This window comes from Streptomyces sp. NPDC057939, assembly GCF_042887545.1.
In the GTDB taxonomy this organism is placed as follows: domain Bacteria; phylum Actinomycetota; class Actinomycetes; order Streptomycetales; family Streptomycetaceae; genus Streptomyces.
Genome location: NZ_JBHVPG010000022.1, coordinates 39,347 through 57,937, shown reverse-complemented (window position 1 = coordinate 57,937; position 18,591 = coordinate 39,347). Strand labels below are relative to the sequence as shown.

Below are 18,591 nucleotides of genomic sequence, written 5' to 3'. Positions count from 1 at the left end.
CGCGTGGGCCGGCACCTGACACGCCCTCGGGCACCCGACATGAGCGATGAGACCGATGAGACCGCACAGGAAGGCAACGTGAGCGACGTGAGCAACGTGGAGCGACTCATAGCGCAGACCCTCGGCATCTCCGAGGACCGCGTCACGGAAGGACTCGAATACCAGTCGATCAGGGAGTGGGACTCGCTCGGACACGTCTCGCTGATGGTCGCCATCGAGGGGGAGTACGCCGTGGAGGTGGACGACGAACTCATCCTGGCGCTGCGCTCGGTGGCGGCCATCCGTGAGTTCGTCGCCGGCCGGGACCCCGCCGGCGAGGGCGTCGCACAGCACGACCTCGCCGAGGGGGGCGTCGCGAAGCACCTTCCCGGCCACGAGGAGGTGGCCGCGGGCGCCGGCCGGGACGCGCGGCCCGCCGTGCGCCGCGGCCTGGAGGGGGTGGTGTTCGACGACACCGCCATCACCCACATCGACGGCGCGGCGGGGGTCCTGGAGTACCGCGGCTACAGCATCCACGACCTCGCCGCCCGTGCCTCGTTCGAGGAGGTGGCCCACCTCCTCGTGTACGGCGAGTTGCCCGACGCCGCGGCCCTGGAGGTATTCCGCAAGCAGTTGGCTGCCGCCCGGGCGTTGCCGACGCCCGTACTCGACCTGGTCCGCGCCCTGACGCACGCGCACCCGATGGAAGTGCTGCGCACCTGTGTCTCGGCCCTCGGTGCCTTCGGGCCGCGCAGGACCGCCGGAACCGACGAGACCTACGTCGAGGCACGCGCGGCCGGGATCGAGCTGATCGCGCGGATTCCGATGATCGTCGCCGCCCACCACGCCCTCCGCAGCGGGCGGGAGCCGCTCCAGCCCGCCGAGGACGCCTCGCACGCCGAGGCCTTCCTCACCGTGCTGCTCGGCGAACGCCCCTCCCCGGCCGCGGTCCGCTTCATCGACAAGGGCTTCATCGTCCACGCCGACCACAGTTCCAACGCCTCGGCCTTCACCGCCCGCGTGGCCATCGGCTGCCGGGCCGGCATGACGGCCGCGCTCACCGCCGCCATCGCCGCCTTCGCGGGATCCGTGCACGGCGGCGCCGCGGAGCGCGTCGTCGGCCTCATCGACGACGTGGGCTCCGCCGACAACGCCGAATCACACGTGACAGCGCTCCAGGGACGCGGCGAACCGGTGATGGGGTTCGGCCACCGGGTCTACCGCACGGAGGACCCGCGCGTGCGCCATCTACGGAACACCGTGGTGGAGTTGAGCGAGGAACGCGGTGACAGCGGCGGTCTCGACATCCTCGACGCGGTGGCCCGTGCCATGCGGCCCTACGGCCGACACGGCGTCGCGGCCAACGTGGACCTCTACGCCGGTCTGGCCTACCGGCTGCTCGGCCTGCCCGACGATCTGGCAGTGGCGCTCTTCGTCGTGGGGCGCACGCCGGGCTGGGTGGCCCAAGCCTTGGAGCAGCAGGCCAACAACGTGCTGATCCGTCCGCTGTTGGCCTATTCGGGGCCGCGCGGTCGTACGTACCGGAACGTGGAGGAACGATGACGGACAGGGCCTGCGAACCGCCCGAGCGAAGGGGACCAGCCGGCGGGGACACACCGGTCGACCTGCCGGCCTTCGCGGTGGACCACGGTTTCGACCTCGGCTCCGTCCCCTACAGCGGACGCGTACTCCTCGAATCGCTGCTGCGTTCCGGCGATCCGGAACGGGCCGCCCTGCTGGGGAAGCGGCTGGCCCGGGGCGAGGTTCCCGACCTGGAGATGCCCTTCAGGCCCGCGCGCATCCTCGTGCAGGACTACACGGGCATCCCGCTCCTCGTGGACCTGGCCGTCCTGCGGGACCGGGTGGCCGAGCCCACCCGGGTCAACCCCGCCCTGCCCATCGACGTCGTCGTCGACCACTCCGTCCAGACGGACTGGGCGGGCCGCCCGGACGCGCTCGCCCTGAACGAGGCACTGGAGATGTCGCGGAACCAGGAGCGCTACGCGTTCCTGAAATGGGCGGAACGTTCCTTCGAAGGGCTGAGCGTCACGCCACCGGGCCGCGGCATCGTTCACCAGGTCAACCTGGAGCGACTGGCCACCGTCGTCGCGGAAGGCCGGGACGGCCGCCTCTTTCCGGACACCGTCATCGGTACCGACAGCCACACGACGATGGTCAACGGCCTCGGCGTGCTGGGCTGGGGGGTCGGGGGCCTGGAGGCGGAGGCGCAGATGCTGGGCCTGGCCCAGCCGCTGCGCGTACCGGAGATCGTGGGCGTGCGGCTCACGGGCTCGGTCAGTCCCGGCACCTCCTCCACGGATGTGGTGCTGACCCTGACGCGCAGGCTCCGGGAGGAGAACGTACGCGCCCTGATGCTGGAGTTCACCGGTCCGGGCGTCAGCGAGCTCACGGCGGCCGACCGGTGCACGATCGCCAACATGGCGCCGGAATACGGAGCCATGTCCGCCTTCTTCCCGGTCGACGAGGAGACCCTGGACTACCTGCGGCGCACCGGCCGCTCGGCCGCCGAAGTGGCCCGCGTACGGGACTACTGCGGCCGACAGCGGTTGCTCCGTGACGGGGCGGATCCCGTGTTCGGCCGGACCATCGACTTCGACCTCGCCGCGGTCGGCCCGAGCCTCGCCGGGCCCAGCAGGCCCGACCAGCGGATCTCGCTGGGGGAGTTGCCCGCCTCCTTTGCCGCGATGCACGCCGGAGAGGTCCGTACCGAGGGCCCGGTGAGCGACGGCGACCTGGTGATCGCCTCCATCACCTCGTGTACGAGCACGTCCAACCCCAAGTCGATGCTGGCGGCCGGACTGCTGGCACGCCGTGCGGTGGAGCGCGGTCTCACCGTGCCGGCGCACGTCAAGACGAGCCTGTCGCCCGGCTCCCGCGCGGTCACCCGCTACCTCCGGGACTCCGGACTCCTGGCGGACCTGGAAGCCCTGGGCTTCCACGTCACCGGGTACGGTTGCATGACGTGCAACGGTGGCAGCGGCCCCCTCAACCCCGGTGTCGGGGAAGCCGTCGACCGGGCCGGGCTGACGGTGGCCGCCGTCCTCAGCGGCAACCGCAACTTCGAGGCCCGCGTGCACCCCCAGGTGCGCGCCGGCTACCTGGCCTCGCCGGCCCTCGTCGTCGCCCTGGCGCTCGCCGGCAGCGTCCACGCCGACCTGGAGAACGAACCGCTCGGCACCGACCCCGACGGCAACCCGTTCCACCTGCGCGACCTGTGGCCCCACAGCAGCGAACTGCAACAGTTGGAGGACGCCTTCGTCACCCCGGAGGTGTTCGCGCGGGACGAGGAGTCCGGATCCGCCTGGGACGCGGTCCCCGTACCGGAGGGCACCGTGTTCCCCTGGGACGCGAACTCCACCTACATCAAAGCCCCCGCCTACGTGGACCCGGCCCCGGCCCTCGGTTCGCTGACCGGAGCCCGCGCCCTGCTCGCCCTCGGCGACGACGTCAGCACCGACCACATCTCCCCGGTCGGCGCCATTCCCACCGATTCGCCCGCCGGACGCCACCTCACGGAGCACGGAGTCCGCGACTTCAACTCCTACGGATCCCGCCGCGGCAACCACGAGGTGATGGCCCGGGGTGCGTTCAGCAATCCGAGGCTGCGCAACCGACTCGTCGGCGAGGGCGAAGGGGGCGGCACGACGCTGCACCTGCCGGACGGCGAGCGGTTGCCCGTGTTCGAGGCCGCGGAGCGCTACGCCGGGACCGGGACCCCGCTGATCGTCCTGGCCGGCCGCAGCTACGGAATGGGATCCTCACGCGACTGGGCCGCCAAGGGCCCCTGGCTGTTGGGCGTCCGGGCCGTGCTCGCCGAAAGCTTCGAACGCATCCACCGGGCCAACCTGTGCGCGATGGGGATCCTTCCGCTGCTACTGCCCGAGGGCCGGAGCTGGGGCGGCCTCGGTCTCACCGGACGCGAGGAGTTCGCGCTGGACCTGGACCGGATGCGGGAGACCGGCGAGGTGCGGGTCACCGCGGACACGACGACCTTCACGGTGCGCGCCGACGTGCAGTCGGCGGGGGAGTGGGAGGTCCTCCTGGCCGGCGGGACCCTGCCGTACCTGCTGCGACGGATGCGGGCCGAGGAAGGCGAGCGGTGAGCGTCCACATCCTCGACCGGATCGGCCTGCGCGACGCGTTCGACACCGACGCCCTCGCCGCGCGGACGAAGACCTTCCAACCGGTCCACGTCGGGACCCAGGACGTGCCCATCGGCACCCTGCTGGACGCCCTGGACGAGGATCCGAACCTGCTGCCCCCGCGTACCGGACACCTCGGCAACTGGCAGGACATCGTGGCGGGGCGCTCCGGCCCGATGGACTTCAACACGGCCGTCTGTGGTGCTGGGTACGGTTATCCGATGGTCTACGGATTCACCCGGACCGAGGCCGACACCCCGGGGGGCGACGACGCCTACCAGCCCGGCTCGCTCATCGACCGGGGGCGGCGGCACCTGCTGCCACTGTTCACCTGGGACGGCGCCGGCTTCGCCCGCCGGGACCGCTCCGTGCCACTTTTCTGCCCCTTGGTGCAGACGGAGGTGGACGGGCAGCTCGTGCCCCTGGCCGAAGTGCAATGGCGGCGGATGCTCGCCGCACCGGGCTACCGATTCGTCCAGTGGGCCGGCGTCATCACCAACAACGGCCCCCTCGTGACGGACATGCTCACCCTGCTCGTCGAGCAGGCCGGTTCGCAGGGACGCAACCAGGCACTCGCCGAACTGATCGGCCACGCCGTACGCCTCGACGGTCGGGTCGACCGCAGCGACTTGCGGGCCGACGGCCACGGCTTCGTACTCGGCGGGTTCCGGTACCCCTCGGCCCGCGCCCTCGCCGAAGCGACGATGCTGACGGTACGTGCCCTGGTGGAGCCGCGGGAGTTCTTCGCGCGGATGCCCGACCTGCCTCCCGTGCTGCCGGTGATGTCGCTCCAACTGACCAACGTGCTCTTCGGACTTCTGAACACACACCGCCCGGACGCCGAGGTGGGTACTTCGGAGCGCCCCTTCATCACCCATCTGCACTGGGGGGCGCGGGCCATGGCGGGCTGCCCGCCGCGCAGGAGTGGCTACCTGACCAGGCGCAGCATGGTGCGCTCGTTGCGGGCCATCACCGATCCGCTGGTACGCCACTTCGACGCGGTGAACCCGACCGCCTTCGTCCTGCTTCCCGCACAGGTCTTCATGCTGTGCCCGCCGAGTACGTCCGAGGCCGACGCCGAACGTCTCGCCGGGCTGTTCCGAGCCGTGTCGGCGGCGGGCCCCGACGACGCCCACGCGACCACGTTGGCCTGGCTCGACGAGAACCGCGACGGCCTGTCGGCATACCTGAGCAGCCGGTTCCGCAGTTGGGGAGGGGTTCCCGCCGACGGCGACGCCCGCGAACCGTCCGTGCCCGTCCAGCCCGAGGGCTTCCGTGCCCTGACCTTCCGCCAGGCATGCGGCGCGGTGGCGGCGTTCGAGGAGGTGCTGGGATGAGGCTCGCCCACCACGAGGTCGTCATCGCGCTCAAGGAGCCCTTCGTCAGCAACACCGGGTCCACCACGCGGGTGCGTCAGAGCGTCGTGACCCTGACCTGGGAGGGGCTGGTCGGCCTCGGAACCGCCCGCGGCGCGGCTCCGGCGGACCTGGACGCCTGCGCGCCCGCATTGGCCGGAGCCTCACCCTTCGCCCTTCGCGAGGTCCTGGCCCGCCTGGAGCACGTGGGCCCGGCCGCCCTGTCCGCCGTCGACATGGCGCTCCACGACCTGTTGGGCAAGGCCTGCGGGCAGCCGCTGCACCGCCTCCTCGGTCTCGACGGGCTTCCGGCGGAGCCCACCGCCCTGTCCATCGGAGCGTGCACGGACGAAGAACTCGTCCGCAGGGCCGAGCGGCTGGCGCACTGGCCGATCCTCAAACTCAAGCTCACCCCCGAGGACACGGGGCGTCGGGTGGGAGTGCTCCGTTCGGTGTACGGCGGGCGCATCCGCGTGGACGGCAACGGTTCGTGGAGTCCCGACCGGGCCCTGAGGGTCGCCGAGGAGATCCACCGGTACGACGTCGAGCTCCTGGAGCAGCCGGTCGCTCCCGGCGCGCCGGACGACCTGCGTCACGTTCACGAGCGGTCCCCGGTACCGGTGTTCGCGGACGAGGACTGCCAGGGCCCCGACGACGTCCTGAGGCTGAGCGGTCGGGTCACGGGCATCAACATCAAGCTCCTCCAGTGCGGCGGACTGGCCCGGGCCCGGGACATGATCACATTGGCCCGCGGCTGTGGGCTGAAGGTCATGCTCGGCTGCAAGGTGGAGAGCGTACTGGGTACGACCGCCATGGCGCAGTTGGCCGGTCTCGTCGATCACCTCGACCTGGACGGACCCCTCCTGCTGAGCGACGACCCGTTCACCGGGGTACGCATCGACCACGGCCGGCTCGCCCTGCCGACGGCGCCCGGCATCGGCGTCGCACCCCTTGAAGCCCCCAACCGAGAGGACCGACATGCGGCTGCGCTGCGCAGTGCTCGATGACTTCCAGGACGTCGCCACCACGATGGCCGACTGGAGCCCCGTGTTGGACCGGGTGGAAGTCACCGGTTTCCCCCGGCATTTCGACACCGAGGACGAACTGGTCGCGGCCGTCGCCGACTTCGACATCATCGTGACCCTGCGCGAACGGGTGGCGTTCCCGGCCTCCCTGCTGGCACGGCTACCGAAGCTGCAACTGCTGATCGCCTCGGGAATGCGCAACTCCGTGATCGACTACGTTGCCGCGGAGCGTCACGGCGTCACCGTGTGCGGCACGGGGAGTGCCTCCACCCCGCCGGTGGAGCTGACCTGGGCGCTGCTGCTGGGCCTCGCCCGGGGCATCGTCACCGAGAACAACGCCCTGCGCGACGGCGGTCCCTGGCAGTCCACCGTCGGCGCCGACCTGCACGGCCGCCGCCTGGGCCTGCTCGGGCTCGGAAAGATCGGCAGCAAGGTCGCACAGGTCGGCCTGGCCTTCGGCATGGAGGTCACGGCCTGGAGCCAGAACCTCACGAAGGAACGCGCCGACGAGGTCGGCGTCCGGGCGGCCGCCTCCAAGGAGGAACTCCTCTCCACCAGCGACTTCGTCTCCCTGCACCTGGTGCTCGGCGACCGCACCCGCGGCCTGCTCGGAGCCCCCGAACTGGCCCTCCTGAAGCCGACGGCCCACCTCGTGAACACCTCGCGCGCCGGCCTCGTCGACCAGGACGCCTTGCTCGACGCGCTGCACGCCGGGCGCATCGCCGGCGCCGGCATCGACGTCTTCGACATCGAACCGCTGCCCGCCGACCACCCGATGCGCACCGCCCCGCGGCTGCTGGCCACACCGCACCTGGGCTACGTGTCCCGGTCCAACTACCGCACCTACTACGGCCACGCGGTCGAGGACATCCAAGCCCACCTGGCCGGCACGCCGGTCCGTCGCCTCGGCTGACGCCATCCCCTTCCGACCAGCCCCGCCCGTTCCCTTGGAGAACCTCCGGTGAGCAGCACACCCCGCCGCATGATGAAGCTCGGTGCCTTCCTGCCCGCGCCCGGCCACCACGTCGCGGCCTGGCGCCATCCCGACGCCCGCCCCGACGGCGGTCTCGACTTCGACTACTACCGCTCGCTCGTGCGGACCGCCGAGCGCGGAAAGTTCGACATGGTGTTCCTGTCCGACGGCGCGGGTGTCCGCACCAAGTACAAGGACGCGGACGAACTCAGCCGTCAGGGCCGCATGGTCCACTTCGAACCGATGACGCTGCTCTCCGCGCTCGCCGTCCACACCACCCACATAGGTCTGACGGCGACCTCGTCGACCACGTACAACGAGCCGTTCACCGTCGCCCGACAGTTCGCCTCCCTCGACCACCTCAGCGCCGGCCGCGCGGGCTGGAACGTCGTCACCTCCGCCACCGACGCCGAAGCCAGGAACTACAACCTGGACCGGCAGCCCGAGCACGCGGCGCGCTACCACCGCGCGCGCGAGTTCATGGAGGTCGTCACGGGTCTGTGGGACAGCTGGGATGACGACGCCTTCCTCTACGACAAGGAATCCGGGCGCTTCTTCGACCCGGAGAAGCTGCACATCCTCGGCCACGAGGGCGAGCACTTCTCGGTCAAGGGCCCGCTCAACCTGGCCCGCCCGCCGCAGGGCTATCCCGTCATCGTCCAGGCGGGCTCCTCCCCGGACGGCCAGGACTTCGCCGCCCGTTGGGCCGAGGTCGTCTTCACGGTGCAGCAGACCCGCGAATCCGCGCAGTCGTACTACCGCGGTCTGAAGGACCGGGTCGCGGGCTACGGCCGGAACCCGGACGACGTGAAGGTGCTGCCCGGCGTGTTCATCGTCGTGGGCCGCACCCTCGCCGAAGCGGAAGAGAAGTACGAGACCCTGCAGTCGCTGGTCGACCCGGTGGTGGGTCTGGGCATGCTCTCGTACCAGCTCGGCATGGTCGACCTCTCGGGCTACCCGCTGGACGGGCCGCTGCCGGAACTCCCCGCGATCGAGGGAAGCACGAGCAAGCAGCAGACGATCTACGAGCAGGCCAGGCGCCAAGGCCTCAGCATCCGCGAGCTGTACCTGGCCGTGGCGGCGGGACGCGGCCACCGGTTCCTGCTGGGTACCCCCGAAACCGTCGCCGACCAGTTGGAGGACTGGTTCGTGAACGGAGCGGCCGACGGCTTCAACATCATGCCGGACTACCACCCCGGAGGGCTCGACGCGATCGTCGATCTCCTCGTGCCGGAGCTCCGCCGTCGCGGGCTGGTGCGCACCGAGTACGAGGGGACCACGCTCCGGGAGAACCTCGGACTGCCCCGGCCGTCCCTCGGCGCGGCCGCGAGGACCGGCCGGTGACCGGGACCGAGGGACCCCTCGGTGTTCCCGCGTCCCGTCACCCACTCATCCCAACGAGGACCTGAACCATGCCGAAAGTGCTACTGCTCTCCCGCCAGCCGCTCGCCACGCGTCCGTTGCAGGACTGGTTGGACCACACCAGGGACGACATCGTGCTGGTGACGATGCCCAAGGCGGTGACCGGCGCCGAGGACGTCCTGGCCGAGCACTTCCCCCAGCACCTGATCGTCGACGACTACCACTCCTGGTCCGCCGAGCAGGCGGCCGAGGAAGCCGCGCGCAAGTACGGGGTGGACCTCGTCGCGAGCAGCGCCGAGAACGACGTCCTGCGGGCCGCGCGGCTACGGGAACGCCTCGGACTGCCGGGCCAGGGCGTGGCATCGGCGACCGCCTACCGGGACAAGGTAGTGATGAAGCAGCTGGTGCGGGCGGCGGGCATCGCGGTGCCCGCGTTCGCCCCGCTCGACAGCCCCGCGGACCTGCTGGACTTCGTGGAGGCCGAGGGCTACCCGGTGGTGGTGAAGCCCCGCTTCGGGGCCGGTGCCGCCGGTGTGGCGGTCCTTCGCGGCCACCAGGACGTCACGGCGTTCCTGGCCGGGGAGAGGAACTCGGACGTCCCCTACCTGCCCGGGCAGTGGATGGCCGAGTCCTTCGTCAGCGGGGAGTTCTTCCACGTCGACGGCATCATGCGGGACGGGCGGGTCGTGCACGCCTGGCCCTCGCAGTACACCAGCGGCTGCGCCGAGCGCATCCATGACGAACTGCACCTCGGCAGCGTGATGCTGGCGGCCGACGACGACCGCACCGGTCCGCTGGTCCGCATGGCGGCCGATGTCGTGGCCGCGCTGCCGGCGGCTCCCCACGCCCTCGCCTTCCACCTGGAGGCATGGATCGACGGCGACGGCACGCTGGTGATGTGCGAGATCGCGAGCCGGGCGGGCGGCGCGTTGATCGCGCAGGCGTACGAGCGGGCCTTCGGCGTGCAGCCCGCCCGCGAGGGCCTGCGGGGGCAGTGCGGCGCGGAACTGATCCTGACGGACCAGCCCGCGACGCCGGCCGTCCTCGTCGGCTGGGCCATGCTCCCCCCGGGACACGGAGAGTTCGTTCCCCCCGCCGGGACGTGCCCGGTTCCGGGCAGCCGGTTCGAGCTCCTGATGGAGGCGGGCGCCGAGGGCAAGGGCGTGACCCATCTCCTGGACTCGGCCGCCTCCTTGTTCGTCGAAGGCCCCACCGCCGACTCCGCCCGCCGGCGCCTGATGGCGGCGATCGACTGGTGGAACGAGAACACGGCCTGGAAGTAGCCGACCCGACCCGCCCTCCCGAGAGGAACAAGGACCACCCTCATGTCTTCGTCCGAACACGTACTGATCGTCGGCGCGGGCCGCGACTTCCCCGCCCGCATCCGCGAGGCCCGGCCGGGTGCCAGGACCACGGTCATCTGTCAGCTGGACTCGATCGCCAAGATCCGCCGACCGGGGGACAACGCCCGGGTCCTGTGCCTGCGCGGTGACGCCCCCGACCAGGAATGGATCGACCTCGCCGCCGCCGCGCACGCCCGCGACCCGTTCACCCGCATCGGTACCTTCGGGGAACGAGACCAGGACCGCTACGCCGCGATCTCCGATGCCCTGGGCCTGGGCGGACACACCGTCGAAACGGTGACCCTCGTCCACGACAAACACGCGATGCGGGCGCGGCTGCGCGAGGCGGGCATCGACACCACCGCGTGCGCCCGGGCAGCCGATCCGGACGAACTGCGCGCCTTCGTGGAGGCGTACGGCACACCCTGCGTCGTCAAGCCGATCTCCAGCGCGGGCAGCGCGGGCGTCACGAAGGTGACGCACGAGGACGGGCTGGACGAGGCCTTCGAGCGGGCCCTCGGCGACCACCTCGGTCTGACCAACACGGGCGTCATGATCGAGGAGTTCCTGGAGGGACCGCAGTTCAGCGTCGAGGCGTTCTCCGAGGCGGGCGAGCACGTCCTGGTGGCCGTCACGCGGAAGTACTCGGATCCGCGGACGTTCGTCGAACTCGGCCATGTCTGCCCGGCGTCGCTGCCGCAGGACGACGTCTCGATGATCGAGGCGTACGTCTTCTCGGTGCTGGACGCACTCGCCGTGGGGTTCGGTCCGACGCACACGGAGATCGTCCTCACCCCCAAGGGGCCACGACTCATAGAGACGCACGTCCGCATGGGCGGCGACATGATCCCGACGCTGACCCTGGAAGCGACCGGGGTGGACACGGACGACTGCACGGCGCGCCAGACGCTCGGCGAGCCGGTCCTGCCCGGCATTCGCGCACGACTCGCCGAACCGGTCGCGGAGGGCCGAAGCTCCGCGATCTGGTTCGCCTCCGTGGAGGCCTGCGGGACGCTGGAGGAGATCCTCGGCCTGGAACGGGCCCGAGCGCTCCCCGGCGTGACGCAGGTGGACGGCATGGTCGCCCCCGGCGCACGGGTGGGTGCACTGGAGAGCTCCCTGTCGAGGGTGGCCTACGCGCGCGCCCTCGGGCCCAACGAGGAGGAGGCGGTGAAGGCGGCACGGGACGCGGTGAAGGGCCTGGAGTTCCGCATCCGGGCCGCGGCGCGGGACACCGACACGGTGTAGCGAGCAACGGCGGTCCGCGCGGACGCCTGTCGGGTCGACGAGTCGGGTGCACCGGCGCAGGAACCCACCGAGGTCTCCTGCGTCCGGACGCTGCCCGGCACCCGCGCGCGTCCCGCTGCCGAACGGCGTCCCGTCGGTGGGCAAGTCGATGAGGATGTGACCAATACCGAAGTCGGGACGGGGTGGGGGTCATGCCGAGAAGAGTCGGGCGCACCGGGAACGGAGCGCCGCCGCGCCATGCCTACGTATCGCGGAGCGGGCCGGCGATCCTCGTGCCGATGGCGTCGACGCTGCACCGCTGTCTTCTCGAAGCGCGGATCAGGATGGCGACCGCCCACATCCCCGGGCAGGGCGAGGCGTCGGGGTTGCGGCGGGCCACGGCCAGGGCCGTGGCCCTCGACGGCTACTTGAGCAGGAGGTCACAGTGGGTGGGAACGGCTGCCGAGCCCGGCCTCTACGTGCGGGACACCGCCCGGCTGCGCCACGCGGTGCTGCGGGACTACGTCGCTGAACTGGCCGTGTTCGCGGGTATCGCGGGAGGCGTGAAGTTGGCATTGATCGGGTCTCCCGAAGGCCTCCTCGATCCCCCGGAGGAAGCCGCGACCGGCCATGGCCTCGACTACTACCTCCTCCAGTGCCTGAGGCAGGACGCGGAGCGTGCGGTGGCAGGCCCGGCCGGGGTCCCCGGGCCGTCCTACGCGGCCGCGGTCGACAGCATCCTGAAGCCCGGAGTGCTGCCGCCGACCGGAGCCCGCATGGAATTCCTCGCCAAGCCTCTGTTCCACGGCCACGGGGTGCTTGTGGCCACCCCGATTTTCATCGCCCACACCGCCTGCCGGCCGGCACCGGGTGTCGGCGGCTGAGTTGAGAGGGGTGCCCGTCCCCTTCCCCTCCGCCGACCGGATGCGTCACGCAGACCGGACCGCTGCCGGGGTCGCGGCGCCGGTCACGCCCCGTCGCCGAGCAATTGGCGTGCAAGGGAGCTCCAGCTCGTGTGGATCGGGTGACCGCGTCGAGCAGGGCCCGGCTCGCGTCCTCATCCGGGCATGGAACGGGGGTCTTCCCCAGGTCGCCCTCGACCGCCGCCGCGCTACGGACGAAGTGCTTCCGGTACTGACTGAACAGGAGGAGAGCCCCGCCCGGTGGACATCGCCGGGCGGGGTGGGTGGTTCGTCGATGAGGGTCAGCCGAGTTTGGTGAGCTGTATGTCCAGGACGTCCAGCGCCAGCTCGGGCTTCAGGCCCACCGTGTAGGAGGTGGCCAGGGTGTTGCCCTTGCGGACGACGACCAGCCGGGTGTCGAGGTCGTCGCTGGAAAGGGTGAGGGTCACGGCGTCGTCGGCGCCCGTGACCGCGGGCCCGGGGGCAACCTTGGTGATCTTCTCCTCGGCCTGGGGCACGGCATAACCGCCGGCGCAGGCGGTGCCCGCGGCCTTCACGGAGGCGAGGGCCTCCTCGGCACCCTTGCCGTCGTAGGAGGTGAGGGTGAGGGCGGTGAGGCCCAGGCCGGCCACACCGGCGCTCTCCGGGGTGCTGACCTTGGTGCGGGCGGCACCGGTCGCGGTGCCGATGGCGCCCAGGGTCTGCGCCTGGGCGAGGACCTTGCACTCGGGCTTGTCGCTGGTGACCGTGGCGGCGGCGGCGACCTCCGCCGGGGTGACCTCCGTGAGCATGCGGTCGCGCACGTCGGCCTGGGTGACGATCAGCTTGGCGAGCTCGGCGTCGGTCTTGCCCTTGGCCGGGGTCGCGGCGACGGGGGCCGACGCCGATCCGGCGGCCTTCGGCTCGTCCTTCTTGTCGGCCGGCTTGTCCGAGCTGCACGCGACGACCAGCAGTGCCAGCGAAACGGCGGACCCCGTCATGACGGAGCGACGGACGATGGTGTTACGCACGGTGGAAACCCCCCACGGACGGCAGTGTCGCGGCAGAATCTACCGGCTGGTAGCGGCAAACGATCAAGAGCGGCGCATCAGCCCCACATCGTGATCCAGGCGAGACCCGTATGACACCCGTCCGTACCGTCTGCCGAGCCGGCTGCTTCACGCCAACCCCGGCACGCACGGGGACGTCCCGGTATCCGAGCTCGACAGCACGGGTCGGGTGCCGGTGATGGCCCGCCCGGACGGCGACGAAGCCCTGCACATCGTGTTCACCGACGGAGTGATCCGCCGGCTGCGGGGCGGCAACGCACACACCACGTCCGCCTTCTTCTCCGCTCCGACCACTGCCTTGCCCGATCGGCGGGACCCGGCCGGGAGCGCACTCGTCACGACCGAGGGCCGGCCTTCGAGGGGGCAGGGCCCCCGAAGGAGAACTTCACCGGCTGAACCAGCCACAGAGCAGCTGCTGCTCCGGTCGAGCGGAGTCCGCCCGGCCGGAATTCCTCCGGCGCGGACGGACGGACGGGGTCACGAGGGTGGGAGGTCCCGGGTGGCGGGGGCGGCGACCACGTTGATGTTGAACGTGTGGGACCGCAGCCCGCCCGCGATGCCCATGAAGAGCAGGGCGAAGTGTTCCTGCCCGCGCGCGGTCGTGATGCCGCCGATGTCCAACTGCGACGACACGGGCCAGCCGAGGTCCGTGAGCAGCCGGCCGGCAGTCCGTTTGGCCTCGGCGTCGTCGCCGGAGAGGAACACGGTGCTCGGGCCGTCGAGACCGCCCGGGGCGGTCATCACGGTGGAGTCCATGGTGCACAGCGTCTTTACGACGGGAGTCAGCGGGAACGCCTCCTGGATCTGCTCGCCCAGGCTGCTGTTCGGGTGCGACAGCTCGACGAAGTCGTCGGAGAGGCCGACCCCGACATCGATCAGCAGGGTTCCCGCCAGGGCCGGCGCCCCGATGGAGTGGAGCAGCTCCACGGAGACGCCGCCCGGTGTGGCGTTCACGAGCACCTCCGCGTGGGCGGCCGTCTCGCTCAGGCCCGCCACGCGCAGCCCGAGGTCTGTTCGTTCCTCCGGACGGCGCGAACCGAGGAGGATGTCATGTCCTGCGGCGCCCCAGCCGTGGGCCAGTGCTCGGGCGACGTTGCCGGTGCCAAGTAGTCCAATGCGCATGCTGCGACGCTAGCCGCCGCTTCGCTCGGGGGAATCGGGCTGCGGGCCCGTACGGGCCGGTACCAAAGACGTAGGTCCACCGGCCTCCCGGAAGGTCGTTGCGGAGGCCTCAGACCCGAAGCCGTTGGACGACGCCGATGCCGCTTCCTTCCCGGGACTCCCACGTCCAGGTCTCCTCCAGGCACAGCTGAGGCTGGACGCGGCTTCCGCCCCGGACGGTCCGGACGGCGGCGAGGTCATCAGGTAGGCCCCTCGGAGGAGGTCAACATCGCCGTCGGTGCGGCCGAACTGCGCGCAACCCAGGGCTTCGAAAGCGGCCATGGACGGGCGAGTGGGTCCTCAGGTCTCGGAGTCCGCCTGCCCGCTGACGATCAACGCGACCATCACGTGGTGCGAACTGATCCTCCACACCATGGCCGACCGGAGTGTGCCCTGCACAACAGCGGGCCCGTGGCCGGTACGGCGGTGCCGGGTACCCGAACCCCGGCTCCGTAGGGCGGAGAAGACGGCGAACGACTCGGTCGCGGAGGCGCCGGGCGTACCGTCGTAACGTCCTGCTGAGGGCCTCCGAAGGGAACCATCGCAGGAGGGCCGCGGCGAGGCGCACGGCCATCTTGTGGCTTCGGTCCTCCGGCCGCGGTCACAGGGCTGCGGCATCCGTCCGAAACTCCCCGGCCCGTCCTGCGGCGCTCTATCGTTGCCCGTAGCCCTCGCCGCCAGGAAGAGCAGCAGATGAGTGCCCAGCCCGACCACGGACCTACCACCCCGTACGCACCCGCGCCCGGTGCTGCGGCTGAACTCCGTGCCCAGCTCCGGACGGACCACCGTGCCGAGCAGTGGGTGCCGGCCTTCGAGCGGGACTGGACGGAGGCGCTGGAGGACGCCCGCCGCGCGTTCAGTCCGACCCTGCTGCATGAGGTGGTGCGCAACTGGCAGCTGCGATTGGCCGAGGCTCCGACCGTCGACGCGTGCATGGACTCCGGACAGCACGAGGCCGACTTCGTAGACCTGGACGACGTCCGCGGCGGTCGCCTGTGACCGACGAACAGCCGTGGGCGGTCCGCCTGTCCCCGCGGGCCGCGAAGACCCTTGCGGAGCTCTCCGAGCCGGCCCGGGAGATGGTCCGCGACATCCTCGACATCGCGGTGCGCTCCCCGTGGGGATGGCCGCAATGGAACGCCGGCGACCCGGAAGGCCAGGACGTCCGCGCCGCGTCCGTCGGCCACCTGTCCGTCGTCTACGTAGCCAACCGCCTCACCCGGCGGCTCTCCGTCCTGGGCATCATCTGGCTCGACCAGGGTATGTGAAAGTGGATCTTGTTCCTTCATGATCACGTCTCGTGGGACGTGGAGATCTGACGAACGGCCAGTGGGCCCGGCTTGAGCCGTTGCTGCCGCAGGGCATCAAGCCGGGCCGGCCGCAGGTGTGAACGCGCCGGCAGCTGATGGACGGCATACGGTGGCGGACCCGGACCGGTGCTCCGTGGCGGGACGTGCCCGAAAGATGCGGGCCCTGGGACCGGGTTTACGACCTGCTCCGACGCTGGCAGCGGGATGGAACCCGGACCGGGATCCTCACCCGGCTCCAGGCCGAGGCGGACGCGAAAGGCCTGATCACCTGGGACGTGAACGTCGACTCCACCGTCTGCCGGGCCCACCGGCACGCCGCCGGGGCGGCGAAAGGGGGATCTCCAGAAGGAGCCGCCCGGCGGAGTCTTCGTTGAGCCCTCCGACCACGACATCGGACGTTCCCGCGGCGGGCTGACCACCAAGATTCACCTGGCCGTCGAGCAGGGACAGAAGCCCTTGTCCCTGGTGATCACGGCCGGGCAACGGGGCGATTCCCAGCAGTTCGAGCCGGTCATGGAAGCGATCCGGGTGCCCCGGCTCGGCTTGGGCAGGCCACGCAAGCGCCCGGATCGAGTGCGGGCCGACAAGGCGTACGACTCCCGCAGAAACCGCTCCTACCTGTGCAGACGCGGGATCAAGGCCACGATCCCGGTTCCGGCGGACCGGGTCCGCAACCGGCAGGGACGTGGCTCGCACGGAGGTAGGCCGCCGAAGTTCGACCGAGACGACTACAAGCGGCGGCACGCGGTCGAGTGCGGGATCAACCGCCTCAAGCGCCACCGAGCCGTCGCCACCAGGTACGACAAACTCGCCGTCCGCTACGAAGCGACTGTCCTGGTCGCAGCCGTCAACGAGTGGCTCTGACAGTGCCGACCGGAAGTAGATCACCCATTCCTTCCCCGCCTGCCGTCGGCCAGGATGACCGGGTGATACACCAAGTTGTTCTCGCTGGCGACCACGTCCGCCTTTCGGGGTCTGGCCCCCTTCCTGCAGACTTCGCCCCCAAAGGCATCATCCCCGCGGCGGTCATACGGGACGCCGACCCGGATTCCTCCCCACCGGAGATCCGGACCGTCTCGGGAGAGACCGTCTTCGTCTCGGCCAAACGGCGTACCGAACTGGAACGCTTCTGCATCGACAACCGGATTCCCCGACGGTCCAGGCCCGACGTGTGGGGCGACCTTCTCGAGCCCTTCCTCGACACCGAGTTCACCAACGAGCGCCAAGTCGCCACTCAGGGCCGCCTGGACCAGGCCGGCCTGGGACCCGACGAAGTGGCCGGCATCCGGTACAAGGTCGCCCCACTGATGCGCGCCTACAACACTTTCTACGAGGACATGCACCACCTCGGCCTGGCGGACCTCCTGGACGCTGCGACCGCGGACTGGATTCCTCAGCACCAGCAGATCAAGCAGAGCGAGATTGCCGCCTTCTGCGCTTGGGCGATGAAGATTGCGGACCTCGGCCACTTTCACAACAAGCCCTAAGGGCTGTCCCGTAAAGGCTCGTTGAGTCACGTAGCCGAGGCTCCGGATATCGACGGGACTCCGGACGGGCAGCTGTGGCAGCCTGCGGACATGTCAGAGTTGCGAGAACACGCGGGCCGTCGCTACGCCATCCAGTCCCTCTACGCCGGGCCCGACGACGCCTGGACCATAGAGCTGAGCGAGGCCGTACCCGCGCCGGCCGCGTGGGCCGGGATCCCGAACACCATGAGTCACCGACCCGGGGCGGCCTTCCTTGCGGCGTTCGTCCCCGACGAGGATCCGACACTGGAGCCGACCGTCCACATCCACAGCCATGACGAGCACGTCATCCCCTACGAGATCATGCGCTGGTTCATGGAGCAGGTCACCGAGCAGGTAGAACGCTGCCGGGCTGCCTACGCGCAGCAGAAGCTTGAAGCAGTGGAATGATCTTGGCATGGCTGGTGTGATCACGGCGTCAGAGCCTTCCTGGATAGCCCCGTTCACCGGGCTGCGCGTGCGGGACTTCCGAAAGCTGGTGACGGCCATGCGCCGCGAGGGCGCCGACACGGTGCGGCCAGGCCGGCCGTGGAGCCTGCCGCTGGAGGACCGGGTGCTTCTGGTCGCTGCCTACTGGCGAACCAACCTGACGCTACGGCAGCTCGCCCCGCTGTTCGGTGTGTCCAAGTCGGCGGCCGACCGGATCATCGACCACATCGGCCCGCTGCTCGCGCTCAGGCCCCGCCGTCGGTTCCGCAAGGACGCTGTGCTGATCGTGGACGGCACTCTGGTTCCCACCCGCGACCACACCATCGCCGCGCGGTCCAACAACTACAGGTACTCCACCAACCACCAGGTCGTCATCGATGCCCACACCCGCCTGGTCGTCGCGGTCGGCAAACCCGTCCCGGGCAACCGCAACGACTGCAAAGCATGGGCCGAGTCGGGCGCCGCAGCCGCCGTCGGGAAGACCACCACGATCGCTGACGGCGGCTACCCGGGCACCGGCCTGGTGATGCCGCACCGTCGACCCAAGGGCGGCGACCTCACCGAGTGGCAGGCCGAGCGCAACCGCGAGCACAAGCGGGTCCGCACCCGCGTCGAGCATGTCTTCGCCAGGATGAAGACCTGGAAGATCCTTCGCGACTGCCGCCTCAAGGGCGACGGCGTCCACCACGCCATTTCGGCATCGCCCGCCTGCACAACCTCTTCCAGGCCGTGTAGCCGAGCGCAACCGGCGATCATCCGACCCTGCCCCCAACGATCAAAGATCGAT

15 protein-coding genes and 2 pseudogenes are annotated in these 18,591 nt (G+C 70.6%); 15 read left to right on the top strand and 2 right to left on the bottom strand.

Features of this window, described 5'->3' with window-relative positions; genetic code table 11:
• The first annotated feature begins 78 nt into the window (after positions 1-78).
• The 9 genes from ACFVS6_RS23430 (at position 79) to ACFVS6_RS23390 (ending at position 12,311) form a co-directional block, all read left to right on the top strand.
• Positions 79-1,542, top strand: a complete 1,464-nt coding sequence (locus ACFVS6_RS23430; RefSeq protein WP_389706515.1) for a citrate/2-methylcitrate synthase — start codon at positions 79-81, stop codon at positions 1,540-1,542.
• On the top strand, positions 1,539-4,103 hold the full coding sequence (acnA, locus tag ACFVS6_RS23425) for an aconitate hydratase AcnA (protein WP_389706513.1): 2,565 nt from the start codon (positions 1,539-1,541) through the stop codon (positions 4,101-4,103). Before ACFVS6_RS23430 ends, acnA begins: the two co-directional genes overlap by 4 nt.
• A complete protein-coding gene (locus tag ACFVS6_RS23420) occupies positions 4,100-5,479 on the top strand; it encodes a DUF6025 family protein (RefSeq protein ID WP_389706511.1) in 1,380 nt (459 codons plus the stop codon). Before acnA ends, ACFVS6_RS23420 begins: the two co-directional genes overlap by 4 nt.
• On the top strand, positions 5,476-6,504 hold the full coding sequence (locus tag ACFVS6_RS23415) for a mandelate racemase/muconate lactonizing enzyme family protein (RefSeq protein WP_389706509.1): 1,029 nt from the start codon (positions 5,476-5,478) through the stop codon (positions 6,502-6,504). Before ACFVS6_RS23420 ends, ACFVS6_RS23415 begins: the two co-directional genes overlap by 4 nt.
• Positions 6,476-7,435, top strand: a complete 960-nt coding sequence (locus ACFVS6_RS23410) for a D-2-hydroxyacid dehydrogenase family protein (RefSeq protein WP_389706507.1) — start codon at positions 6,476-6,478, stop codon at positions 7,433-7,435. Before ACFVS6_RS23415 ends, ACFVS6_RS23410 begins: the two co-directional genes overlap by 29 nt.
• Before the next feature lie 48 nt (positions 7,436-7,483).
• Positions 7,484-8,839, top strand: a complete 1,356-nt coding sequence (locus ACFVS6_RS23405) for an LLM class flavin-dependent oxidoreductase (protein ID WP_389706505.1) — start codon at positions 7,484-7,486, stop codon at positions 8,837-8,839.
• 68 nt (positions 8,840-8,907) lie between these two features.
• A complete protein-coding gene (locus ACFVS6_RS23400; RefSeq protein WP_389706504.1) occupies positions 8,908-10,140 on the top strand; it encodes an acetyl-CoA carboxylase biotin carboxylase subunit family protein in 1,233 nt (410 codons plus the stop codon).
• A 42-nt stretch (positions 10,141-10,182) separates the two neighbouring features.
• Positions 10,183-11,448, top strand: coding sequence for an ATP-grasp domain-containing protein (locus ACFVS6_RS23395; protein WP_389706502.1), 1,266 nt, complete (start codon positions 10,183-10,185; stop codon positions 11,446-11,448).
• A 278-nt stretch (positions 11,449-11,726) separates the two neighbouring features.
• Complete coding sequence (locus ACFVS6_RS23390) at positions 11,727-12,311, top strand: DUF7019 family protein (RefSeq protein WP_389706500.1); 585 nt, start codon at positions 11,727-11,729, stop codon at positions 12,309-12,311.
• Between the two features lie 320 nt (positions 12,312-12,631).
• Here the strand turns inward: ACFVS6_RS23390 and ACFVS6_RS23385 are convergent, their stop codons facing one another.
• Both ACFVS6_RS23385 and ACFVS6_RS23380 read right to left on the bottom strand, forming a co-directional pair.
• Positions 12,632-13,339: a hypothetical protein gene (locus ACFVS6_RS23385; protein WP_389706498.1), complete on the bottom strand. Its 708-nt coding sequence runs from the start codon at positions 13,337-13,339 to the stop codon at positions 12,632-12,634.
• A gap of 516 nt (positions 13,340-13,855) precedes the next feature.
• Positions 13,856-14,500: an NADPH-dependent F420 reductase gene (locus ACFVS6_RS23380; RefSeq protein ID WP_389706497.1), complete on the bottom strand. Its 645-nt coding sequence runs from the start codon at positions 14,498-14,500 to the stop codon at positions 13,856-13,858.
• 732 nt (positions 14,501-15,232) lie between these two features.
• On the opposite strand from ACFVS6_RS23380, the gene ACFVS6_RS23375 reads away from it, so the two are divergent.
• From ACFVS6_RS23375 to ACFVS6_RS23350, 6 genes and pseudogenes are all read left to right on the top strand, one after another.
• Complete coding sequence (locus ACFVS6_RS23375; protein ID WP_389706495.1) at positions 15,233-15,538, top strand: DUF6247 family protein; 306 nt, start codon at positions 15,233-15,235, stop codon at positions 15,536-15,538.
• On the top strand, positions 15,535-15,807 hold the full coding sequence (locus ACFVS6_RS23370; RefSeq protein ID WP_389706493.1) for a hypothetical protein: 273 nt from the start codon (positions 15,535-15,537) through the stop codon (positions 15,805-15,807). The genes ACFVS6_RS23375 and ACFVS6_RS23370 overlap by 4 nt, the downstream gene beginning before the upstream one ends.
• 32 nt (positions 15,808-15,839) lie before the next feature.
• Positions 15,840-16,713 (top strand): annotated as a pseudogene (locus tag ACFVS6_RS23365) (IS5 family transposase).
• Between the two features lie 62 nt (positions 16,714-16,775).
• Complete coding sequence (locus ACFVS6_RS23360; protein WP_389706492.1) at positions 16,776-17,336, top strand: hypothetical protein; 561 nt, start codon at positions 16,776-16,778, stop codon at positions 17,334-17,336.
• Positions 17,337-17,426: 90 nt separating this feature from the next.
• Positions 17,427-17,765, top strand: coding sequence for a hypothetical protein (locus tag ACFVS6_RS23355; RefSeq protein ID WP_389706490.1), 339 nt, complete (start codon positions 17,427-17,429; stop codon positions 17,763-17,765).
• A gap of 7 nt (positions 17,766-17,772) precedes the next feature.
• Positions 17,773-18,539: pseudogene (locus tag ACFVS6_RS23350) on the top strand (transposase).
• Positions 18,540-18,591 lie beyond the last annotated feature (52 nt).